At 71.8% G+C, this 21,031-nt stretch carries 17 protein-coding genes; 12 read left to right on the top strand and 5 right to left on the bottom strand.

Translation table 11 applies throughout. The features are described 5' to 3' along the window. Window positions 1–180 precede the first annotated feature (180 nt). On the top strand, window positions 181–1,599 hold the full coding sequence (locus ABZ721_RS18075) for a sugar porter family MFS transporter (protein ID WP_358789596.1): 1,419 nt from the start codon (window positions 181–183) through the stop codon (window positions 1,597–1,599). 42 nt (window positions 1,600–1,641) lie between these two features. Here the strand turns inward: ABZ721_RS18075 and ABZ721_RS18070 are convergent, their stop codons facing one another. Continuing rightward, window positions 1,642–2,625, bottom strand: coding sequence for an LLM class flavin-dependent oxidoreductase (locus ABZ721_RS18070; RefSeq protein ID WP_358789595.1), 984 nt, complete (start codon window positions 2,623–2,625; stop codon window positions 1,642–1,644). 185 nt (window positions 2,626–2,810) lie between these two features. Here ABZ721_RS18070 and ftsY point away from each other — a divergent pair, with 185 nt between their 5' ends. Then, window positions 2,811–4,010: a signal recognition particle-docking protein FtsY gene (gene ftsY / locus ABZ721_RS18065; protein WP_358789594.1), complete on the top strand. Its 1,200-nt coding sequence runs from the start codon at window positions 2,811–2,813 to the stop codon at window positions 4,008–4,010. 148 nt (window positions 4,011–4,158) lie between these two features. On the opposite strand, the gene ABZ721_RS18060 is transcribed toward ftsY, so the two are convergent. Further along, entirely contained in the window at window positions 4,159–4,842 is a 684-nt protein-coding gene (locus ABZ721_RS18060) for a bifunctional DNA primase/polymerase (protein WP_358789593.1), read from the bottom strand. A 277-nt stretch (window positions 4,843–5,119) separates the two neighbouring features. Between ABZ721_RS18060 and ABZ721_RS18055 the strand changes: the two genes are divergently transcribed. The 6 genes from ABZ721_RS18055 to ABZ721_RS18030 all read left to right on the top strand — a co-directional run bounded on the left by ABZ721_RS18055 (window position 5,120) and on the right by ABZ721_RS18030 (window position 13,467). Further along, window positions 5,120–6,580, top strand: coding sequence for a hypothetical protein (locus tag ABZ721_RS18055; RefSeq protein ID WP_358789592.1), 1,461 nt, complete (start codon window positions 5,120–5,122; stop codon window positions 6,578–6,580). Window positions 6,581–6,859: 279 nt separating this feature from the next. Then, entirely contained in the window at window positions 6,860–8,212 is a 1,353-nt protein-coding gene (locus ABZ721_RS18050; protein ID WP_358789591.1) for an ammonium transporter, read from the top strand. Continuing rightward, window positions 8,209–8,547 (top strand): P-II family nitrogen regulator, encoded by a 339-nt coding sequence (locus ABZ721_RS18045; protein WP_269273744.1) that lies wholly within the window; start codon window positions 8,209–8,211, stop codon window positions 8,545–8,547. The genes ABZ721_RS18050 and ABZ721_RS18045 overlap by 4 nt, the downstream gene beginning before the upstream one ends. 142 nt (window positions 8,548–8,689) lie before the next feature. Continuing rightward, window positions 8,690–11,089, top strand: a complete 2,400-nt coding sequence (locus tag ABZ721_RS18040; RefSeq protein ID WP_358789635.1) for a [protein-PII] uridylyltransferase — start codon at window positions 8,690–8,692, stop codon at window positions 11,087–11,089. Between the two features lie 247 nt (window positions 11,090–11,336). Continuing rightward, window positions 11,337–12,878, top strand: coding sequence for a signal recognition particle protein (gene ffh, locus ABZ721_RS18035; protein ID WP_358789590.1), 1,542 nt, complete (start codon window positions 11,337–11,339; stop codon window positions 12,876–12,878). 73 nt (window positions 12,879–12,951) lie between these two features. After that, window positions 12,952–13,467, top strand: a complete 516-nt coding sequence (locus tag ABZ721_RS18030; RefSeq protein WP_358789589.1) for a GNAT family protein — start codon at window positions 12,952–12,954, stop codon at window positions 13,465–13,467. A gap of 24 nt (window positions 13,468–13,491) precedes the next feature. Here the strand turns inward: ABZ721_RS18030 and ABZ721_RS18025 are convergent, their stop codons facing one another. The 3 genes from ABZ721_RS18025 to ABZ721_RS18015 all read right to left on the bottom strand — a co-directional run bounded on the left by ABZ721_RS18025 (window position 13,492) and on the right by ABZ721_RS18015 (window position 17,624). Beyond that, on the bottom strand, window positions 13,492–14,343 hold the full coding sequence (locus tag ABZ721_RS18025; RefSeq protein ID WP_358789588.1) for an NmrA family NAD(P)-binding protein: 852 nt from the start codon (window positions 14,341–14,343) through the stop codon (window positions 13,492–13,494). A 100-nt stretch (window positions 14,344–14,443) separates the two neighbouring features. Further along, window positions 14,444–16,564 carry a family 20 glycosylhydrolase gene (locus tag ABZ721_RS18020; RefSeq protein ID WP_358789587.1) on the bottom strand — a complete coding sequence of 707 codons (2,121 nt, stop codon included), beginning with the start codon at window positions 16,562–16,564 and terminating at the stop codon, window positions 14,444–14,446. 235 nt (window positions 16,565–16,799) lie between these two features. Beyond that, entirely contained in the window at window positions 16,800–17,624 is an 825-nt protein-coding gene (locus ABZ721_RS18015) for a methyltransferase domain-containing protein (RefSeq protein WP_358789586.1), read from the bottom strand. A gap of 152 nt (window positions 17,625–17,776) precedes the next feature. Here ABZ721_RS18015 and proS point away from each other — a divergent pair, with 152 nt between their 5' ends. The 4 genes from proS (at window position 17,777) to ABZ721_RS17995 (ending at window position 20,999) form a co-directional block, all read left to right on the top strand. Further along, window positions 17,777–19,189: a proline--tRNA ligase gene (proS, locus tag ABZ721_RS18010; protein WP_358789585.1), complete on the top strand. Its 1,413-nt coding sequence runs from the start codon at window positions 17,777–17,779 to the stop codon at window positions 19,187–19,189. Between the two features lie 305 nt (window positions 19,190–19,494). Then, window positions 19,495–20,091 (top strand): hypothetical protein, encoded by a 597-nt coding sequence (locus ABZ721_RS18005; protein ID WP_358789584.1) that lies wholly within the window; start codon window positions 19,495–19,497, stop codon window positions 20,089–20,091. A gap of 207 nt (window positions 20,092–20,298) precedes the next feature. Further along, complete coding sequence (rpsP, locus tag ABZ721_RS18000; protein WP_358789583.1) at window positions 20,299–20,757, top strand: 30S ribosomal protein S16; 459 nt, start codon at window positions 20,299–20,301, stop codon at window positions 20,755–20,757. Window positions 20,758–20,759: 2 nt separating this feature from the next. Further along, the gene (locus ABZ721_RS17995) at window positions 20,760–20,999 is read left to right on the top strand and encodes an RNA-binding protein (protein ID WP_269273729.1); all 240 of its coding nucleotides are present in this window, start codon (window positions 20,760–20,762) and stop codon (window positions 20,997–20,999) included. Window positions 21,000–21,031 lie beyond the last annotated feature (32 nt).

Here is a 21,031-nt window from a genome sequence, read left to right as displayed (position 1 = left end):
TGAGCTGCGTGCTCATCTGTGCCAGAAGGTCCAATGGACCCCCTGTTGACTTCGAAACTTGAAGGCATAGTCTCTGCAACGTCACTTTTACCTTCGAGTGGTGGCCGCTGAGCAGGCGGCTGACACTGAAGATCCAGTCCCTCATGCGAGGGGCTCACCGCCGAGCCCCAGGAGTACACGTTGACCAGTACCGCCTCTGTGGCCGGCCCTGAAGGCCGGCAGGCCCATCCGGATCACCTCGGCCACGTCATCTTCATCACCGCCGCGGCCGCCATGGGCGGCTTCCTGTTCGGCTACGACAGCTCCGTGATCAACGGTGCCGTCGAGGGCATCCGCGGCAAGTACGACATCGGCTCCGCCACCCTCGCCCAGGTCATCGCGATCGCGCTGATCGGCTGCGCCATCGGCGCCGCCACCGCGGGCCGGATCGCCGACCGCATCGGCCGCATCCGCGTCATGCAGATCGCCGCCGTCCTGTTCACCGTCAGCGCGGTGGGGTCGGCGCTGCCGTTCGCCCTGTGGGACCTGGCCATGTGGCGGGTGCTCGGCGGTATCGCCATCGGCATGGCCTCGGTGATCGGCCCGGCGTACATCGCCGAGGTCTCCCCGCCCGCCTACCGCGGACGCCTCGGCTCCTTCCAGCAGGCGGCCATCGTGATCGGCATCGCGATCTCGCAGCTCGTCAACTGGGGCCTGCTCAACGCGGCCGACGGCGACCAGCGCGGCAAGCTGATGGGCCTGGAGGTCTGGCAGGTCATGCTCGGCGTGATGGTCGTCCCGGCGATCATCTACGGGCTGCTGTCGTTCGCGATCCCCGAGTCGCCGCGCTTCCTGATCTCCGTCGGCAAGAAGGACCACGCCAAGAAGGTGCTCGCCGACGTCGAGGGCAAGGACATCGACCTCGACGCCCGCGTGGCGGAGATCGAGCACGCCATGCGCAGCGAGCACAAGTCGTCCTTCCGCGACCTGCTCGGCTCCCGGATGGGCTTCCTGCCGATCGTCTGGATCGGTATCGGCCTCTCGGTCTTCCAGCAGCTCGTCGGCATCAACGTGGCCTTCTACTACTCGTCCACCCTGTGGCAGTCGGTCGGCATCGACCCGAGCAGCTCCTTCCTGTACTCGTTCACCACCTCGATCGTGAACATCATCGGCACCGTGATCGCGATGATCTTCGTCGACCGGATCGGCCGCAGGCCGCTCGCGCTGATCGGCTCCACGGGTATGGCCATCTCCCTGGCGCTGGAGGCCTGGGCCTTCTCGGCCAAGACCGCCGACGGGACGCTGCCGAACACCGAGGGCACCGTGGCGCTCATCGCCGCCCACGTCTTCGTGCTCTTCTTCGCCCTCTCGTGGGGTGTCGTGGTCTGGGTCTTCCTCGGCGAGATGTTCCCGAACCGGATCCGCGCGGCGGCGCTCGGCGTGGCGGCCTCGGCGCAGTGGATCGCCAACTGGGCGATCACCGCGAGCTTCCCCAGCCTGGCCGACTGGAACCTGTCGGGGACGTACGTGATCTACACCGTCTTCGCCATCCTCTCGATCCCCTTCGTGCTCAAGTTCGTGAAGGAGACCAACGGCAAGACACTGGAGGAGATGGGCTGACGCCCGTCCCGTCCGAGGCCGCTCCCCGCCTGGGGAGCGTCCTCACTTGAGGCGCGGCAGCACCTGCTCCGCCAGCAGGTGCAGGCTGCGCCAGCCCTCGTCGACCGGCATGCCCCCGCACAGGGGGTGCAGGACCAGGCTCGCCTGGTCCCCGCCGGCCTCGGCGAGGGCGACGCATTCGTCGGGCGTGACGATCCGGTAGACCCCCTCGCGGCGCAGTTCCTCGACACCGGTGGCGGCCGAGCGCACGGCCGAGTGGATGTCGGCCGACTGCCAGGAGGCGTACGTCCGCGCCTCGTGCAGCAGGTGCTCGCCGTACCGCGCCCAGGCGCGGTCGGGGTCCTCGGACAGGTGCAGCAGCGGCACCTTCGCGGGCGGCATCATGCACCAGCCCTCCGTGCCGTACTCGGCGAGCCGCTCCCGGTAGTACGCCTCCAGCTCGGGCAGGTTCGCGCTGGGGAAGAGCGGCAGCCCGAGCCGGGCGGCGCGGCGGGCCGCGGCCTTGGAGCTGCCGCCGACCAGCAGCAGGGGGTGCGGCCGGGTGAAGGGGCGCGGGGTGACCCGTACGGTCCGGCCGCGGTACTCGAAGGGCTCGCCGGTCCACGCGGTGAGCAGCGTCTCCAGCACCTCGTCCTGGAGCTTGCCGCGGTGCTTCCAGTCCCGGCCGTGCGCGTCGTACTCCGCCTGCCGGTAGCCGATGCCCGCCACGGTCACCAGCCGCCCGCCGCTGAGCAGGTCCAGCACGGCGATGTCCTCGGCCAGCCGCAGCGGATCGTAGAGCGGGCCGATCAGGGCGGAGACCGTGACCGCGATCCGCCGGGTGGCGCCGAAGACCGCCCCAGCGAAGGTGAGCGGCGAGGGCAGCCAGCCGTTCTCGGCGCCGTGGTGCTCCTCGGTCTGGACGGTGCCGACACCGCGGTCGTCCGCGTAGGCCGCCATCTCCAGGGCCGCCTTGTAGCGGTCGCTGAGCGACGTCGGCTCCGCCGCGGGATCGACGAGATTGAACCGGATGACCGTGACGGGCATGGCGGACGCTCCCCTTCGCCGGTGATGGGCCAGACGGACGTTAGCTGACGCAGTGTCAGATTTCCAGGGCCGTGCGCACCGGTTGCCGGCGGGATGCCGGCAGGCCGCCGGCGGCGCGCCGCCGGAGCGGGTCCGGCCCCGCGCTGTCGCGGTCACCCGGGCTCGTGACCGATACTGGGGGCGATATGGAAACCGTCATCCTTGCTGTAGTCATCGCCCTGGTCGCGGTCGTCGCCGCCGGCGGACTGGTGGTCGGCAGCCGCCGCAAGAAGCAGCTGCCGCCCGCGCCGCCGAGCACGCCGACCATCACCGCGCCCCCCGCCGAGCCGCGCGTCGGAGACGAAGCGGAGGTCCCACGGGACGAGCCGCGCCGGACGATCGAAGAGGTCGTCCTCCCCGACGCCACCCCCGACGCCGTGGAGGAGCTGCCGGCACCGGCGGCTCCCGAACTCGAACGGCCCGAACCCAGCGCCGGCCGGCTGGTCCGGCTGCGCTCCCGGCTGTCCCGCTCGCAGAACACGCTCGGCAAGGGGCTGCTCGCGCTGCTCTCCCGCGAGCACCTCGACGAGGACACCTGGGAGGAGATCGAGGACATCCTCATCACCGCCGACGTGGGTGTCGCCCCGACGCAGGAGCTGGTCGACCGGCTCCGCACCCGCGTCAAGGTGCTCGGCACCCGCACCCCCGCCGATCTGCGCGCACTGCTCCGCGAGGAGCTGCTGACCCTGGTCGACCCCACGCTCGACCGCGAGCTGCGGACCGAGAGCCACGAGACGACCCCGGCCGTCGTGCTGGTCGTCGGTGTCAACGGCACCGGCAAGACCACGACCACCGGCAAGCTCGCCCGCGTCCTGGTGGCCGACGGCCGCAGCGTCGTGCTCGGCGCGGCCGACACCTTCCGTGCCGCCGCCGCCGACCAGCTGCAGACCTGGGGCGAGCGGGTGGGCGCCCGTACCGTGCGCGGCCCCGAGGGCGGCGACCCGGCGTCGATCGCCTTCGACGCGGTGAAGGAAGGTATCTCCGCAGGTGCGGACACCGTCCTGATCGACACCGCGGGCCGGCTGCACACCAAGACCGGCCTGATGGACGAGCTGGGCAAGGTCAAGCGGGTCATCGAGAAGCACGGCCCGGTCGACGAGGTGCTGCTGGTGCTCGACGCGACCACCGGCCAGAACGGCCTGGTCCAGGCCCGCGTCTTCGCCGAGGTCGTCGACATCACCGGCATCGTGCTGACCAAGCTGGACGGGACCGCCAAGGGCGGCATCGTGATCGCGGTCCAGCGCGAGCTGGGCGTCCCCGTGAAGCTGATCGGGCTGGGCGAGGGCGCGGACGATCTGGCGCCCTTCGAGCCGGAGGCGTTCGTCGACGCCCTGATCGGCGACTGACCCACCGCGGCGGACGCTGCCGCAGCCGTCGCGGCGGTCGTATACGTAAGGGGCGCCCTTCCCCAGGGGCGCCCCTCACGCATCTCCCGCTCGGTGGTGGCTTGGGTGGCCCGGCCTCCGCGGCCGGTGCCCCGGCTCCTCCGGCGCCTCAGCTCCTGACGAGCCAGGGGCCGGGCGCCAGGTCGCGGTGGCAGACGTACGCCAGGGTGCCGAGCAGCAGCCGCGCCTCCGGCGGCTGATGGACCGAGTCCAGCAGCGGCGACCTCAGCCAGCGCACCGGGCCCAGCCCGCCGAGGTCGGACGGCGGGGCCGTGACGTGGTCACCCAGGCCCAGGCAGCGCAGATCGAGGGCGGTGTCGTCCCAGCCCATCCGGTAGAGCAGGTGCGGCATTTCGGCCGCCGCGCCGGGCGCGACGAAGAACTGCGCGCGGCCGGTCGGCGTGACCAGCACCGGGCCCAGTCGCAGCCCCATCCGCTCCAGCCGCACCAGCGCGCGCCGCCCGGACTGCTCCGCCACGTCGATGACGTCGAAGGTCCGGCCCACCGGCAGCAGCACGGCCGCGCCCGGCACCTGGTCCCACGCCTCGTTGGCCTGCTCCAGCGTCGCGCCGGCCGGGATCTCGTCGGCGAAGACCAGGGGGTGCGCCCCCGGCTCCTTGCAGCCGGGGTCGCCGCACGAGCAGGCCCCGCCGCCCCGGACGGCGCGCGCGCCCGGCGTGACCGCCCATCCGCACAACCCCGTGTACTCCGCCACCGTGGTGCACGCCGTGGCGCGTTCCCTCCGGCGCGAGCCGGTCCGGATATCCCGAATGCCGCCGATCGTGAAACCCATGACACCCCCAACGGATCACCGTCGCCGATGGTTACGCCCCAGCCTGACCGGGGTGTGTCAAGTGAATCGTGTACGGCCGCAGAGGAGTTCATTCGAAGGGGTGGCGAATGGTGGCGTTTCCGCTGTGGCACTCGCCGGATGGGTGATCGTAGGATTACTTTCAGTTCGTGAGCACCAGACTGTGCCCCCACCGGTATGCCGGAGGCAAGGCATCAGGGTATGGACTCAGCGAGCCTTGGCCGTAAGGGCGTTGGGCGACTCGGATGGGGGCCAACCGGTGGGCGGCACACAGGACAAGCAGCCCAACGCGCAGTTGAACTCGTGGTTCCTGCGCAGTGGCTGGTCGAAGGGTGAGTTGGCCCGGCAGGTCAACCGCAGGGCGCGGCAGTTGGGCGCCCACCACATCAGCACCGACACCTCCAGGGTGCGGCGCTGGCTCGACGGCGAGCAGCCGCGCGAGCCGATCCCGCGCATCATGTCCGAGCTGTTCTCCGAGCGGTTCGGCTGCGTGGTCCCGGTCGAGGACCTGGGGCTGCGGTCCGCGCACCAGTCGCCGTCGGAATCGGGCGTGGACCTGCCCTGGGCCGGCCCCCAGACGGTCCAGCTGATCAACGAGTTCTCCCGCAGCGACCTGATGCTCGGCCGCCGCGGCTTCCTCGGAGCCTCGTTGGCCCTCTCGGCGGGCCCCGCTCTCGTCGAGCCGATGCAGCGGTGGCTGGTGCCCCCCTCGCTCGGCGGCTTCCCGACGCCCGTCGCCGGCGCGCCCCGGGACACCGGCAACCGGCCGAACCGGCTCTCCGAGCCGGAGCTGCAGCTGCTGGAGACCACCACCGTGATGTTCCGCACCTGGGACAGCCAGTGCGGTGGCGGCCTGCGCCGCAAGGCGGTCGTCGGCCAGCTGCACGAGGTGACCGACCTGCTGCAGGAGTCGCACCCGGAGGCGGTCGCCAAGCGGCTCTACCGCGTCACCGGCGACCTCGCGGCGCTGGCCGGCTGGATGAGCTACGACGTCGGGCTGCAGCCGACCGCCCAGAAGTACTTCGTCCTCGCCCTGCACGCCGCCAAGGAGGCCGCCGACCGGCCGCTGGGCGCGTTCATCCTCTCCAGCATGAGCCGCCAGATGATCCACCTGAACCGGCCGGACGACGCGCTGGAGCTCATCCACCTCGCCCAGTACGGCAGCCGGGACACGGCCACCGCCACCACCCAGGCGATGCTGCACGCCGTCGAGGCGCGCGCCTACGCCAGCATGGGCCAGGTCAGCAAGTGCCACCGGGCCGTGCGGATGGCCGAGGACGCCTTCACCGACGCCCGCAAGGGCGAGGACCCGGACTGGATCAGCTTCTTCAACGAGGCCGAGCTGAACGCGGAGAACGCCCACTCCTACCGCGACCTCGCCTACGTCGCCGGCCGCAGCTCCACCTACGCCTCGCTCGCGCACCCGGTGATGGAGCGGGCCGTCGAGCTGTTCGGCCAGGACGCCGTCCACCAGCGGGCGTACGCCCTCAACCTCGTCGGCATGGCCACCGTGCACCTCCTGGAGCGCAACCCGGAACAGGCCGCCGACATGACGCAGAAGGCGATCTCCGTGGCCAGAAAGGTGCGCTCGGAGCGGGTGAACACCCGGATCCGCAAGACCGCCGACACCGCGATGCGCGACTTCGGAGACATCGCCGAGGTCATCGACCTCTCCGAGCGGCTGGCGGTCGAGCTGCCGGAAGTGGCCGAAACCGCCTAGCCGGCGGAAACCCTCAGATCCCGGCCGCGGCAGTCCACCCGTCCAGCTCGACTCGGCTCCCCCACGCCAGGTCAAACGGGTGACTTCCGCGGCCGGTCCCGTATACGGCGCCCGCGCCCGCCGGGAGCGGTTCACCTTCACGTAACACATGGGACTTCTTCGTCACCGCGTCGAAACACCCTGCGGCATCGGGCGAAACCCGACTGGGACAACCTCTGGGCGATAACCGGCCCACCCAGCACCGTCCCGCAGGGCCGCTCGGATGACGAGGAGACGCCGATGGCACCAGCCATCATGACGCTTGCCGCTGACGCGCCCAAGCTCGATACCGGAAATACGGCGTTCATGCTGCTCAGCGCCGCCCTGGTCATGGTGATGACGCCGGGCCTGGCCTTCTTCTACGGGGGCATGGTCCGCGTCAAGAGCGCGCTGAACATGTTGATGATGAGCTTCATCAGCCTCGGCATCATCACCATTCTGTGGACGCTCTACGGATTCAGTTTCGCCTTCGACTCCGGCAACGGCTTCATGGGTGGCACCGACTGGCTCGGGATGCGCAACATCGGCATCGGCGAGCTGTGGCCCGGGTACGGCATCCCGGTCTACGTCTTCGCCGTCTTCCAGCTGATGTTCGCGATCATCACCCCGGCGCTCATAAGCGGTGCGCTCGCCGACCGCGTGAAGTTCACCGCCTGGGCGCTGTTCATCACCCTGTGGGCGACGGTCGTGTACTTCCCCGTCGCGCACTGGGTCTGGGCCTCGGACGGCTGGCTCTTCAAGTACGGCGTGATCGACTTCGCCGGTGGTACCGCGGTCCACATCAACGCGGGCGCCGCCGCCCTCGGTGTGATCCTCGTCATCGGCAAGCGCGTCGGCTTCAAGCGGGACCCGATGCGCCCGCACAGCCTGCCGCTGGTCATGCTCGGCGCGGGCCTGCTGTGGTTCGGCTGGTTCGGCTTCAACGCCGGCTCCTGGCTCGGCGCGGACGGCGTCGCCGCCGTCGCCTTCACCAACACCCAGGTCGCCACCGCCGCCGCGATGCTCGGCTGGCTCGCCTACGAGAAGCTCCGGCACGGCTCCTTCACCACCCTGGGCGCCGCCTCCGGCGCGGTCTCCGGACTCGTCGCGATCACCCCCGCCTGCGGGTCGGTCTCCCCGCTCGGCGCGATCGCCGTCGGCCTGATCGCCGGTGTGCTGTGCGCCGCCGCGGTCGGCCTGAAGTACAAGTTCGGCTACGACGACTCCCTGGACGTCGTCGGCGTCCACATGGTCGGCGGCATCGTCGGCTCCCTGCTCATCGGCCTCTTCGCCACCGGCGGCGTCGGCCAGACCGCCAAGGGCCTGTTCTACGGCGGCGGCGTCGACCAGCTCGGCAAGCAGGCGGTCGGCGTCGGCGCGGTGCTCGGGTACTCCCTGGTCGCCTCCGCCGTCCTGGCCAAGCTCATCGACCTGGTCATGGGCTTCCGGGTCAGCGAGGACGACGAGGTCACCGGCATCGACCAGATCGAACACGCCGAGACGGCGTACGACTTCGCGGGAGCGGGCGGCGGCACGGTCCGCACCACCGCGGCCCCCGTTCCCAGCACCAAGAGCAGCGAGGCCGGCGCCTCCGACAAGAAGGTGGACGCGTGAAGCTCATCACGGCAGTTGTGAAGCCGCACCGGCTGGACGAGATCAAGGAGGCCCTGCAGGCCTTCGGGGTGCACGGCCTGACGGTCACCGAGGCCAGCGGCTACGGCCGCCAGCGCGGCCACACCGAGGTCTACCGCGGCGCCGAGTACACCGTCGACCTCGTGCCGAAGATCCGCATCGAGGTGCTGGTCGAGGACAGTGACGCCGACCAGCTGATCGAAGTCATCGTCAAGGCCGCCCGCACCGGCAAGATCGGTGATGGCAAGGTGTGGAGCATTCCGGTCGAGACAGCGGTCCGCGTACGCACCGGCGAACGCGGCCCGGACGCCCTCTAGACCCGGTTCGCGACCTGCGGACCGGATCTCGCGACAAGCGCCCAGCGCTGGAGCACACGTGACGGACAACGTCGAAGCGAAAGCGGACGACGGATCCGCCGCCGGCACCCCTGAGGGTGCCGGCGGCTACGCGGCGGCCCGGCTGCGCCTCCTCAACGAGGAGACGCGGTCCGGGCCGCCGCGCCGTTCCGCCCTGTCGGGACTCACCGACGACTGGCTGGCCGGGCTCGCCGCCGGCGCGGCGAAGGAGGCCGGGGTCGCCGGCTACGCCCTGGTCGCCGTCGGCGGCTACGGGCGCGGCGAACTCTCCCCGCGCAGCGACCTGGACCTGCTGCTGCTCTACGACCCCTCCGTCGCCAAGGAGCGGGTCTCCGCGCTGGCCGACCGGATCTGGTACCCGGTCTGGGACCTCGGCCTGGACCTGGACCACTCGGTCCGTACCGGCGCCGAGGCCCGCGAGACCGCAGCCGACGACCTCAAGGTCCAGCTCGGGCTGCTCGACGCCCGGCACCTTGCGGGCGACCCGGCCCTCACCGCGGACCTGCGCACGGCCACCCTCGCCGACTGGCGCAACCAGGCCCCCAAGCGGCTGCCCGCCCTGCACGAGCTGTGCCAGGAACGGGCCGAACGCCAGGGGGAGCTCTCCTACCTGCTGGAACCCGACCTCAAGGAGGCCAGGGGCGGGCTGCGCGACGCCACCGCGCTGCGCGCCGTCGCCGCGTCCTGGCTCGCCGACGCCCCCCGCGAGGGCCTGGAGAGGGCCCGCACCCGGCTGCTGGACGCCCGCGACGCCCTGCACCTGGTCACCGGCCGCGCCACCGACCGGCTCGCCCTCCAGGAGCAGGACCAGGTCGCCGAGAGCCTCGGCCTGCTCGACGCCGACGCCCTGCTGCGCCAGGTCTACGAGGCCGCCCGCACCATCAGCTACGCCGCCGACGTCACCTGGCGCGAGGTCGGGCGCGTGCTGCGCTCCCGCGAGGCGCGCCCGCGCCGCCGCGGCCTGCTCGGCATCGGCCGCTCCGGCCCGGCCGCCGCCGCCCCCGCCGAGCGCACCCCGCTCGCCGACGGAGTCGTCGAGCACGAGGGCGAGGCCGTCCTCGCGCTGGCCGCCAAGCCCGAACGCGACCCCGTCCTGCCGCTGCGCGCCGCCGCCGCGGCCGCCCAGGCCGGACTGCCGCTCAGCCTGCACGCGGTACGCCGGCTGGCCGCCGCCGCCCGCCCGCTGCCGGTGCCCTGGCCGGCCGAGGCCCGCGAACAGCTCCTCACCCTGCTCGGCGCGGGCGAGGCCACCGTCCAGGTCTGGGAGGCGCTGGAGGCCGAAGGGCTCATCACGCGGCTGCTGCCGGACTGGGAACGGGTCCGCTGCCGGCCGCAGCGCAACGCCGTCCACCGCTGGACGGTCGACCGCCACCTCGTCGAGACGGCGGTCCGCGCGTCCCGCCTCACCCGGCGCGTCGGGCGCCCGGACCTGCTGCTGATGGCGGCCCTGCTGCACGACATCGGCAAGGGCTGGCCCGGCGACCACAGCGAGGCCGGCGAGGTCATCGCCCGCGACGTCGCCACCCGCATCGGATTCGCCCCCGCCGACGTGGAGACCCTCGCGCTGCTCGTCCGCCACCACCTGCTGCTCATCGACACCGCGACCCGCCGCGACCTCGACGACCCGGTGACCGTCAAGGGCGTCGCCGACGTGGTGCGCGACAGCGGCACGCTGGAGCTGCTGCACGCGCTGACCGAGGCCGACGCGCTCGCCACCGGCCCCGCCGCGTGGAGCAACTGGCGCGCCTCGCTCCTCGCCGACCTCGTCAAACGCGTCGCGGAAGTCCTCGCGGGCGGCGAGGTCCCGGAGCCCGCCGCCACCGAGCCGACGGCCGAGGAGGAGCGCCTCGCCGTCGAGGCCGCCCGCACCGGCGGCCCGGTGCTCGCCCTGCACGCCCACCCGGAACCCGACCCCGAGGGCGACGAGGGGACCACCCCCGAGCGCCTCGGCGTCGAGCTGCTGCTCGCCGTCCCGGACCGGCCGGGGCTGCTCGCCCAGGCCGCCGGTGTGCTCGCCCTGCACCGGCTCACCGTGCGCGCCGCCGACCTGCGCTCCGTCGACCCGATCGGGGAGGGCCCGGTGACCCTGCTCAACTGGCGGGTCTCCGCCGAGTACGGGGCGCTCCCGGAAGCCGCCCGGCTCCGGGCCGACCTCGGACGGGCCTTCGAGGGCTCGCTCGACATCGAGGCACGGCTCGCCGAACGCGAGGCGGCCTACCCGCGCCGCCGCGCGCTCGCCGCGCCGCCGCCCCGCGTGACGGTCGCCGCCGGCAGCTCCCAGGTGGCCACGGTGATCGAGGTCCGCGCCCAGGACGCCCCCGGCCTGCTCCACCGGATCGGCTACGCCCTGGCCGCGACCGGCGTGGACGTCCGGTCCGCCCGCATCAGCACGCTCGGCGCCAACGCGGTCGACGCGTTCTACGTCGTCGGCGCGGACGGCGCCCCCCTGGGCGAGGTCCGGGCGGCGGAGGTCGCCCGCGAGGTGGAGCGGGCGCTGCGGTAGCGGTGGCCCGCATCCTGGGGGGCGCCGTGGCCGTCGAGCCCGGCGTCCCGCAGCCGCGGGGGCGATCGCGGCCGGCTCCGCGAGGCCGACGGGGAGGCCGACGGGGAGGCCGCACCGCTCTCCGCGCGAGCGGAGGTTCTGGTGTCCTCGCCCGCCCTATCCGGTGGGCGAGGACATCTTGTCGTCGGAGCCGGATACCCTGGAGAGCAATTGACTCCGCCCCCGACCGCAAGGATCTGCGACCGACGTGTTCGATACCCTCAGCGACCGCTTGGCAGCGACGTTCAAAAACCTCCGGGGCCGGGGCCGCCTCTCCGAGGCGGACATCGACGCCACCGCGCGCGAGATCCGTATCGCGCTTCTCGAAGCGGACGTCGCGCTGCCCGTGGTGCGGGCGTTCATCAAGCAGGTCAAGGACCGCGCGAACGGCCTCGAGGTCTCGCAGGCGCTGAACCCCGCGCAGCAGGTCATCAAGATCGTCAACGAGGAGCTCGTCGGCATCCTCGGCGGCGAGACCCGCAGGGTCCGCTTCGCCAAGCAGCCGCCGACCGTCATCATGCTCGCGGGTCTGCAGGGTGCCGGTAAGACCACCCTCGCCGGAAAGCTCGGCTTCTGGCTCAAGAGCCAGGGCCACGCCCCGCTGCTCGTCGCCTGCGACCTCCAGCGCCCGAACGCCGTGACCCAGCTCTCCGTCGTCGCGGAGCGCGCGGGCGTCGCGGTCTTCGCCCCCGAGGCGGGCAACGGCGTCGGCGACCCGGTCAAGGTCGCCAAGGACTCGATCGAGTTCGCGAAGTCCAAGCAGTACGACGTCGTGATCGTCGACACCGCCGGCCGGCTCGGCGTCGACGAGGAGCTGATGCGGCAGGCCGCCGACATCCGCGACGCGGTCAGCCCGGACGAGATCCTCTTCGTCGTCGACGCGATGATCGGCCAGGACGCGGTCAACACCGCCGAGGCGTTCCGCGACGGCGTCGGCTTCGACGGCGTGGTCCTGTCCAAGCTCGACGGTGACGCCCGCGGTGGTGCCGCGCTCTCCATCGCGCACGTGACCGGCAAGCAGATCATGTTCGCCTCCAACGGCGAGAAGCTCGACGAGTTCGACACCTTCCACCCGGACCGGATGGCGTCGCGCATCCTCGGCATGGGCGACATGCTCAGCCTGATCGAGAAGGCCGAGCAGACCTTCTCCCAGGCCGAGGCCCAGAAGATGGCCGAGAAGCTGGCCAAGGGCCCGAAGGAGTTCACGCTCGACGACTTCCTGTCCCAGATGGAGCAGGTCCGCAAGATGGGCTCCATCTCCAAGCTGCTCGGCATGCTGCCGGGCATGGGGCAGATCAAGGACCAGATCGCCAACCTGGACGAGCGCGACGTGGACCGCACGGCCGCCATCATCAAGTCGATGACCCCGGCCGAGCGCCAGGACCCGACGATCCTCAACGGGTCGCGCCGGGCCCGCGTCGCCAAGGGTTCCGGCACCGAGGTCAGCGCGGTCAAGAACCTGGTGGAGCGCTTCTTCGAGGCCCGCAAGATGATGTCGCGGATGGCCCAGGGCGGCGGCATGCCCGGTATGCCGGGGATGCCGGGCATGGGTGGCGGCGGCAAGAAGAAGAAGCAGGTCAAGCAGGCCAAGGGCAAGCAGCGCAGCGGCAACCCCATGAAGCGCAAGGCGGAGGAGGCGGCCGAGGCCGCCCGCCGTGCCGAGCAGGCCGACAACCCCTTCGGCGCGGCTGCCGCCCCGGAGGCGCAGAACTTCGAACTCCCCGACGAGTTCAAGAAGTTCATGGGCTGACGCCTCATAGCACAGCACAGCGGAGGAGCGCCCCCGGCAGGGGGCGCTCCTGCGTCCGGGGCATGATGGCGCCATGCGCGTATCCATCCGAGAACCACGTCCGGGCGACGCCGACGCGTACGCCGCGGCCGTCCTGCGGTCCGCCGACCACCTGAGCCCGTGGAACCCCGTCGATCCGGACGGCTTCCACGAACTGCTGCGCCGACAGGGTCCGTCGTTGCGCACCTTCCTGATCCTCAACGACGAGGACGGCGGCATCGTCGGCAAGGTCAACGTCGCGAACATCGTCCGGGCCCGGTTCCGCAACGGCACCCTCGGCTACGACAGCTACCTGCCGTACGCGGGCACCGGCCGGATGACCGAGGGCCTGCGGCAGGTCGTCGACCGCTGCTTCACCAGCTACCCGGACGGCCTCGGGCTGCACCGGCTGGAGATCAACGTGCAGCCGGACAACGGCCGCTCCCTGGCTATGGCCAAGCGGCTCGGCTTCCGCCACGAGGGCTTCTCGCCGCGCATGCTCTACCTGAACGACGACTGGCGCGACCACGAGCGCTTCGCGCTCACCGCGGAGGAGTGGCCGGGCGCCTGACCCGTCCCCGTTCCGCCGCTTCCGTCAACGGAAGTCGGCGGCGTGGTCGGCGGCCCACTGCCGGAAGGTGCGCGGGGCGGAGCCGGTCAGCTCCTCGACGGTGCCGGTGACCGGCTCGGCGGCCCCGGCCATGCCGGCCCAGGCCGCCAGGACGGCGTCCACCCCCGACGGCGGCAGCCAGGACAGCATCTGCTGCCGCTTCTCCTCGACCGCCATCTCCTCGAAGCGCACCGGACGGCCGATCGCCTCGCCGATGGCGCGCGCCTGCTCGATCTGGGTGACCAGGGCGGGGCCGGTGAGGACGTACCCGGCACCCGCGTGGCCGCCGTCCGGGCCGTCCGTCACCACGCGTACGGCGGCCGCCGCGATGTCCCGCTCATGGATCAGCGGCCGGGCCAGCGACCCGTTCAGGTCGCGGACTACTCCGTCGGCGCGGACCTGTTCGGCCCACCCGAGGGTGTTGGACGCGAAGCCGACCGGGCGCAGGAAGGTCCGGGCGAGCCCGGACCGTTCGATGAGCCGTTCCAACTCGCCGTGGAAGCCGGTGATCGGGTCGACGGGCCCGTCCGTCCGCTGCCGCACGCCCGCCATCGAGAGGTACACGATCTGGCGGGCTTGCCGCGCGATCCGGTCCACGACGGCGGGCGCCGCCTCGGCGGTGAGGAACGGCCAGACCAGGAAGACCGCGTCGACGCCGTCGAGCGCCGCGTCCAGGCTCTGCGGATCCGCCAGGTCCCCGGCCACGGCCTCGACCCCGACGGGCAGCCGGGCCGCGCCCGGGTCGCGGGTCAGGGCCCGGAAGGCCGTGCCCCGCTCCAGCAACTGGGACACGACCTGCCCGCCGACCTTGCCGGTGGCTCCGGTGACCAGAATCATGACGCTCTCCTCGATCGGTTCTCGCGTGCTGGGCGCTGCGTGCTGTGCCCGGTGCGGTACAGCCTGCGAGGTGAACCAAGGTTGAGGTCAAGCGCCCGGCCTACGTCTTGTCCGCCGCGGGTGCGGCCGTCGGCGCCGCAGCCGGGGGCTGGGCCGCGGGCGTCACCGCGGGAGACTCAGCCGCAGGGGTCGCTGCCGCGGGGGCCACTGCTTCGGGTGCGACCACCGCGGGGGCGGCGGCTGAGGGGGCGGCCTCCGGGGGTGCGGCTGCCGCGGGGGAGTCGTCGCGGTATGCCTCGACCTCCCAGAGCGAGTAGCCGTAGACGGTGCCCCGCTCGGTGAGGTTGATCCGCAGATAGCGTCCGGAGCCGCCGAGGCCGGTCAGGTTCTGGGTGCCGCCGGAGCCGCCGGTGGTGGAGTGGACCGTGCGCCAGTCCGTGCCGTCATCCGACAGCTGGACCTGGAACGCCGTGGCGTAGGCCGCCTCCCAGGTGAGCTTGACGCGGTCGACCGCCTGGACGGTGCCCAGGTCGACCGTCAGCCACTCCGTGTCCGTGCGGGCGCTGGACCAGCGGCTGCCGTAGTTGCCGTCCACGGCGCTCTCCGCCGGGTAGGCGGGCGTCTCGACGCTGGAGACGGTCACCGGGCGGCCGAGGGCCAGATCGCCCGTCGCGGTGTCGCTCGGCCAGCCGGGCGGGCGCCCGACGGCGGTGACGATCGGCTGGAACTCCGCGAGCGTCGGGACGAGCAGGGGGGAGCCCCAGGTCCGCTGCGACAGCGCGCGCATCGGGGTCATGATCCCGGAGGCCGTCTGCTGCTCGGACTCGGCGTCCGGGTGGTCGCACCAGACGTGCAGCTTCGAACCCCGGTTGCGGGACGGGTCGGCGATGGTGGAGCCGCCCTGGAAGACGTCCGGGTTCCAGGTCTCGTACATGTACGGGGTGTTGGGGCGGCCGCCGCCGAACACGTAGTAGGTCGGGTTCCAGCTGGCGTTCTGGACGGTGTGGCCCGCCTCGACGAGCTGCTGCGGGGTGAGGCCGTAGACGTTGAAGTAGTCGACGGTGATGTCCGCGTTCGGGGTGATCGTTCCGTCGCCCGGCTTGATGCCGTCGTTCCACATCCGCATCGTCTTGCCGCCTGCCCGGACGAGGGAGTCGGCCCAGTTGATGAAGCCGTAGTAGGTGTCCTTGGCGGTGGCGTCGGCGCCGTAGTGCTCGCGGGCGTAGCTCAGCAGTTGCGGGTAGTTGGCGTAGTTGGTGACGTACTCGTCGGCGCCCAGGTGCCAGTACCGGGCAGGGAACAGCGGCAGGTACTCGGTGATCAGGTCCTTGATCAGGGTGTAGCTCGCCGGGTTGGCCAGGTCGATGTACTGGGGGCTGGGGGTGCCCGCGCTGTTGGTGAGCCGCAGTTCGGGGTGGGCGGCCAGGGTCGTGTTCATGTGGCCCGGCATGTCGATCTCGGGCACGACGGTGACGTGGTACCGGGCGGCGAACGCGACGAGGTCGGCGATCTCCCGCTTGGTGTAGTGGTCGGCGGAGGTGAGCTCCGGGTGGCCGGTGCTCTCCAGGCGGAAGCCGTAGTTGTCGGACAGGTGCAGGTGGAAGTAGTTCATCTTCAGATAGGCGAGGTCCCTGATCTGGCCCTGGAGCCAGGGCAGGGTGAAGTACTTGCGTCCGACGTCGACCATCAGCCCGCGCTCGGGCTTGGCGGGCCAGTCGCGGGCCGTTCCGGCGGGGACGGTGGGGGACTGCTTGAGGAGCTGCAGCACCGTGCGGGTGCCGTAGAAGACCCCGGCGTCGGTCCGCGCCCTGACGGTGAGGGACGGGGCCACGGTGAGGGAGTAGCCCTCGGTGCCCAGTCCGGTGTCCGTCGAGCCGAGGGTGAGGAAGAGGTCCCCGGGCCGCGCGTCGGAGGAGGCGCCGGTGACGTGGCCGACGGGCCTGCCGGCGAGCTGCGTCAGATCGTCCGCGAAGACCTGCCCGGTGGTGCCGAGCGCGGACGCGTAGACGCTGTCGGTGACGACCCGGCCGGTGGCGCCGAAGGTGAAGGAGCCGCTGTCGGCGGTCCACTGCTGGAGTGCGGGGATGGTGCGCGGCGCCGCGCTCGCGGCGTGCGCCCGCTGCTGCGCGAGCGGTACGGAGAGGGCGAGCAGCAGGCCGAGCAGCGCGCCGAGGGCGGCGCCGGGACCGGCGGAGACACGGGCGTGGGGGGAGGACCGCATGGTCGAGAACTCCTGCCTGGGTGCCAGTTTTGACCTGATCGTACGATTTACTCCGGAAAGGGCGCGAGCGGCGGCGGCATCGGAGTGGGGGCGCACCGGCGCCCGCGGCCAATCCCCTTGCCGGGGCGGGCCGCGGGCGCGGGCGGGGCGGGCGTGCTCGGGGTGCGGTGTGCGGGGGCGCGGACGGGCGGGCGAAGGGGCCGCAGCGGGCGGGCGGCCGAGGCGGTGTACGCGGTCAGACGCGGGCGACCACGTAGCGGAAGACGTTCTCCATCCGCACCGAGCCGTCGGGCCGCTGGTAGGGGTGCAGCGTCTCCGCCAGCTCCTTCTCCACCTGCGGCTGGTCGGTGGCCTCGGCGGCCGTGTCGAACAGGCCGGTGGAGAGCAGCCCGCGCACCGCGCTGTCCATGTCCGGGTAGCCGAAGGGGCAGGCCACCCGGCCCGAGCCGTCCGGCCGCAGCCCGGCGTCCCTGGCCAGCTCCTCCAGGTCGTCGCGCCCGCTCAGCCGGCTCTCGACCGTGTGCCCGCGCGGTTCCGCCAGCCGGGCGGCGACGCACAGCACGCGGTGGGTGGCGCACCGCTCGGACGGGCCCCAGCCGGCCAGCACGACGGGGCTGCCGCGCTCCGTGAGCCGGGCCGCTTCCGCCAGCTCCACCCGCAACTCGTCGCAGGGAGAGGCCGGGTCCAGCGCCGTCACCATCGTGAACGGCGCGCCCTGGCGGTCCGCCGGGCGGTCGGGGCAGCCGGCACGTAACTCGGCGTGGATGTGGCGCCGGGCGGGCCCGCCCCACTGGGGTTCGGGGAGCAGCCGCTCACGGGCCAGCGCGAGGCGCCGTTCGTCGACGTCGCAACCGGTGACGGTCGCGCCGCGGGCCGACGCCATCAGCAGCGCGAGCCCCGATCCGCAGCCGAGCCCCAGGAGGCGGGTGGCGGGGCCGACATCGAGCCGGTCGTACACGGCCTCGTAGAGCGGTACGAGCATGCGCTCCTGTATCTCGGCCCAGTCCCGTGCCCTGCTGTCGGCGCGTGTCCTGGATCCGCGAACGAGCGTGGTTGTCATCGGAGCCGCCCCAATCAGCCGAGTCGCCGTCCTCGTGTGCCCCCCGGTGCTTTGTGCATGTCCCCGAAAGCCAGACAACTCCGGTTTTGGGCTCCCGTCCAGAGGGCGGCCCGATTCACGTCCGGCGGTCATCGCCCCGTAACATCGGCGCCATGGCAAAGCCCCCCGTTCTCACGCCTCAGGCGGTCGACTTCCCCCGCTGGTACCAGGACCTGGTCAACAAGGCCGAACTGGCCGACAACGGCCCGGTGCGCGGCACGATGGTGATCCGGCCCTACGGATACGCCCTCTGGGAGCGGATGCAGCAGGAGATGGACGCGCGCATCAAGGACGCGGGCGCCCAGAACGCGTACTTCCCGCTCTTCATCCCGCAGTCGTACCTGACGCGCGAAGCCGAGCACGTGGAGGGCTTCGCCCCCGAGCTGGCGGTCGTCACGCACGGCGGCGGCAAGGAGCTGGAAGAGCCCATCGTCGTCCGGCCCACCTCCGAGACGATCATCAACGAGTACTTCTCCAAGTGGGTGCAGAGCTACCGGGACCTGCCCCTGCTGATCAACCAGTGGGCGAACGTCGTCCGCTGGGAGATGCGTCCGCGCGTCTTCCTGCGCACCACCGAGTTCCTCTGGCAGGAGGGCCACACCGCCCACGCCACCTACGAAGACGCGCGTGACTACGCCGCGCGGATCCACCAGGACGTGTACGCCGATTTCATGGTGAACGTGCTCGGCATCGATGTGGTGCTCGGCCGCAAGACCGCCAAGGAGCGCTTCGCCGGCGCCATCAACACCCTCACCCTCGAGGGGATGATGGGTGACGGCAAGGCCCTGCAGATGGGCACCAGCCACGAGCTGGGGCAGAACTTCGCGAAGGCGTTCAACACCTCGTACCTGTCGGGCGAGGGCAAGCAGGAGCACGTCTGGCAGACCTCGTGGGGCGTCTCGACCCGCATGGTCGGCGGCCTGATCATGTCGCACGGCGACGACAACGGCCTGCGCGTCCCGCCGCGGCTCGCCGCCGTCCAGGTGGTCGTGGTGGCCATCAAGGGTGACGACACGGTCGTCGACAAGGTGCACGAGATCGGCGCCCGCCTCAAGGCGGCCGGGATCCGCGTCCAGGTGGACGCCCGCACCGACACCCCGTTCGGCCGCCGCGCGGTGGACTGGGAGCTCAAGGGCGTACCGGTCCGGGTCGAGGTCGGCCCGCGCGACCTGGAGAACGGCACCGCGATGCTGGCCCGCCGGATCGCCGGGGGCAAGGAGCCGGTCGCGCTCGACGCGCTGGAGGCCCTGATCCCCAAGATCCTCGAAGAGGACCAGGCGCAGCTGCTGCGCGAGAGCCGCGAGCGCCGCGAGTCGCGCACCGTGGACGTGACCACCATCGAGGAGGCGGCCGAGGCCGCCGCCACCGGCTGGGCCCGCATCCCGTGGGCGGACCTCGGTCCGGAGGGCGAGGCCAAGCTCGCCCAGCAGAGCGTCTCGGTGCGCTGCCTGATCGCCGAGGACGGGTCCGTCCCGGACGCGGACGACGCCCCGGGCACGCTCGCGGTCGTCGCTCGCGCGTACTGATTCCCGGTACGGGGCTCGCGCGCTCCGGCGCCGGGCTCCCGTACTGAGATCGCGTACGGCGTTCATGGGCCGGCCCGCTGCCGCCGGTCGCTGACGGTTCTCCGTCGGTAGCCGAAGGTAGCTGGCCGGAAGTGAGCGTAGGTTTTCGGTGATACGTCCTGACTTCGGGGCGGGTGTTCGGATCCTCCACTATCCTCCGCTCCCGCCCCGCGCCGGACGCATCCTCCGGAACTGACCGATGAGTGCAAATTATTTGGGGTGTCCCGGAATCGGAACACTGGGCCACCCCGGCTCGTTGTCACGGCGTGAGCACGACACCACCAGTTCTCGCCGCCGAACTGGCAGTCGCGTGGGCCGACATTCAACGGCACCACCCCGAACTGCCGGATCTGGCCGCGCCAGAGTCCCTGATCGGAGAGTCCTCGTCCGCCTGCGGGATCGAGCTCTCCTTCGAAAGGCTGCTCCACGAGGCCGTGCACGGAGTCGCCGCGGCACGCGGCGTCCGTGACACGTCACGAGCCGGCCGCTACCATAACCGCCGATTTCTGGCGATCGCCGACGAACTGGGCCTGGACCATGCCGAGGAGCCGCATCCCAGCAGCGGCTTCTCCCTGGTCGGTCTGCGCCCCGACACCAAGAAGCGCTATCGAGCCACCATCGACCGGCTGCACCGCGCCCTGAAGGCGCACACGGTCGCGACCACGGCGGACACCGCGCGCAGTTTCCGCGGTCCGGCCGCGCGGCACGGGTCGTCCGGCGGGGGAGTGCGCGTCAAGGCCGTGTGCGACTGCGGGCGCAATGTCCGCGTCGTACCGTCGGTCCTCGCGCAGGCGCCGATCATGTGCGGTGCCTGCGGGCAGGCGTTCCGTATTCCGGAGGTCGTCGGCGCAGGCGTCGGGTGAGGTGAGCCGGAGCCGCCCGGAAGGTTGCCGGGCCACTCCGGTTAGCCGGGCGTGTCACCGTGTGGCAGAATAGCCAGCTGAGAACTCGACAGCCGTGCAGGAACCCTCTCTCCTTCGGCTGACGCGTCCGCTGGGCGCACGAATCCCACAACCCCACGTGGGTGTTCGGTGTGCCCAACCTCGTCAATTCCAGGAGAACCCACTCCCGTGGCAGTCAAGATCAAGCTGAAGCGTCTGGGCAAGATCCGTTCGCCTCACTACCGCATCGTCATCGCCGACTCCCGTACCCGCCGTGACGGCCGGGCCATCGAGGAGATCGGCCTGTACCACCCGGTGCAGAACCCCTCGCGCATCGAGGTCGACACCGAGCGTGTCCAGTACTGGCTGGGTGTCGGCGCGCAGCCGACCGAGCCCGTGATGGCCATCCTCAAGGTCACCGGCGACTGGCAGAAGTTCAAGGGCCTGCCGGCCCCGGCCCCGATGCTCGTCGCCGAGCCGAAGGTCGACAAGCGCGCCCTCTTCGAGGCCGCTGCCAAGGACGCCGGCAACGAGCCCAAGGGTGAGGCCATCACCCCGAAGGCCAAGAAGGCGGAGAAGGCCGAGAAGAAGGCCGATGACGCCGTCGAGGCCGCTGCTGAGGCCCCGGCCGAGACCACCGAGGCCTGAGCATGCTCGAGGAGGCTCTCGAGCACCTCGTGAAGGGCATCGTCGACAATCCCGATGATGTGCAGGTGTCCGCGAAGACCCTGCGCCGCGGGAGCGTCCTCGAGGTCCGGGTGCACCCGGACGACCTCGGCAAGGTGATCGGCCGCAACGGCCGCACCGCACGCGCTCTGCGCACTGTCGTGGGCGCCCTCGGTGGCCGTGGCATCCGCGTCGACCTCGTCGACGTGGATCAGGTCCGCTGAGACCGATGCATTACCGGCACGGGCCGGGGCCG

It is taken from the genome of Streptomyces sp. NPDC006733, assembly GCF_040636125.1.
Lineage (GTDB): Bacteria > Actinomycetota > Actinomycetes > Streptomycetales > Streptomycetaceae > Actinacidiphila.
Note: the sequence above shows the minus strand (reverse complement) of the source record. Positions and strands in the feature narration are given on the sequence as shown.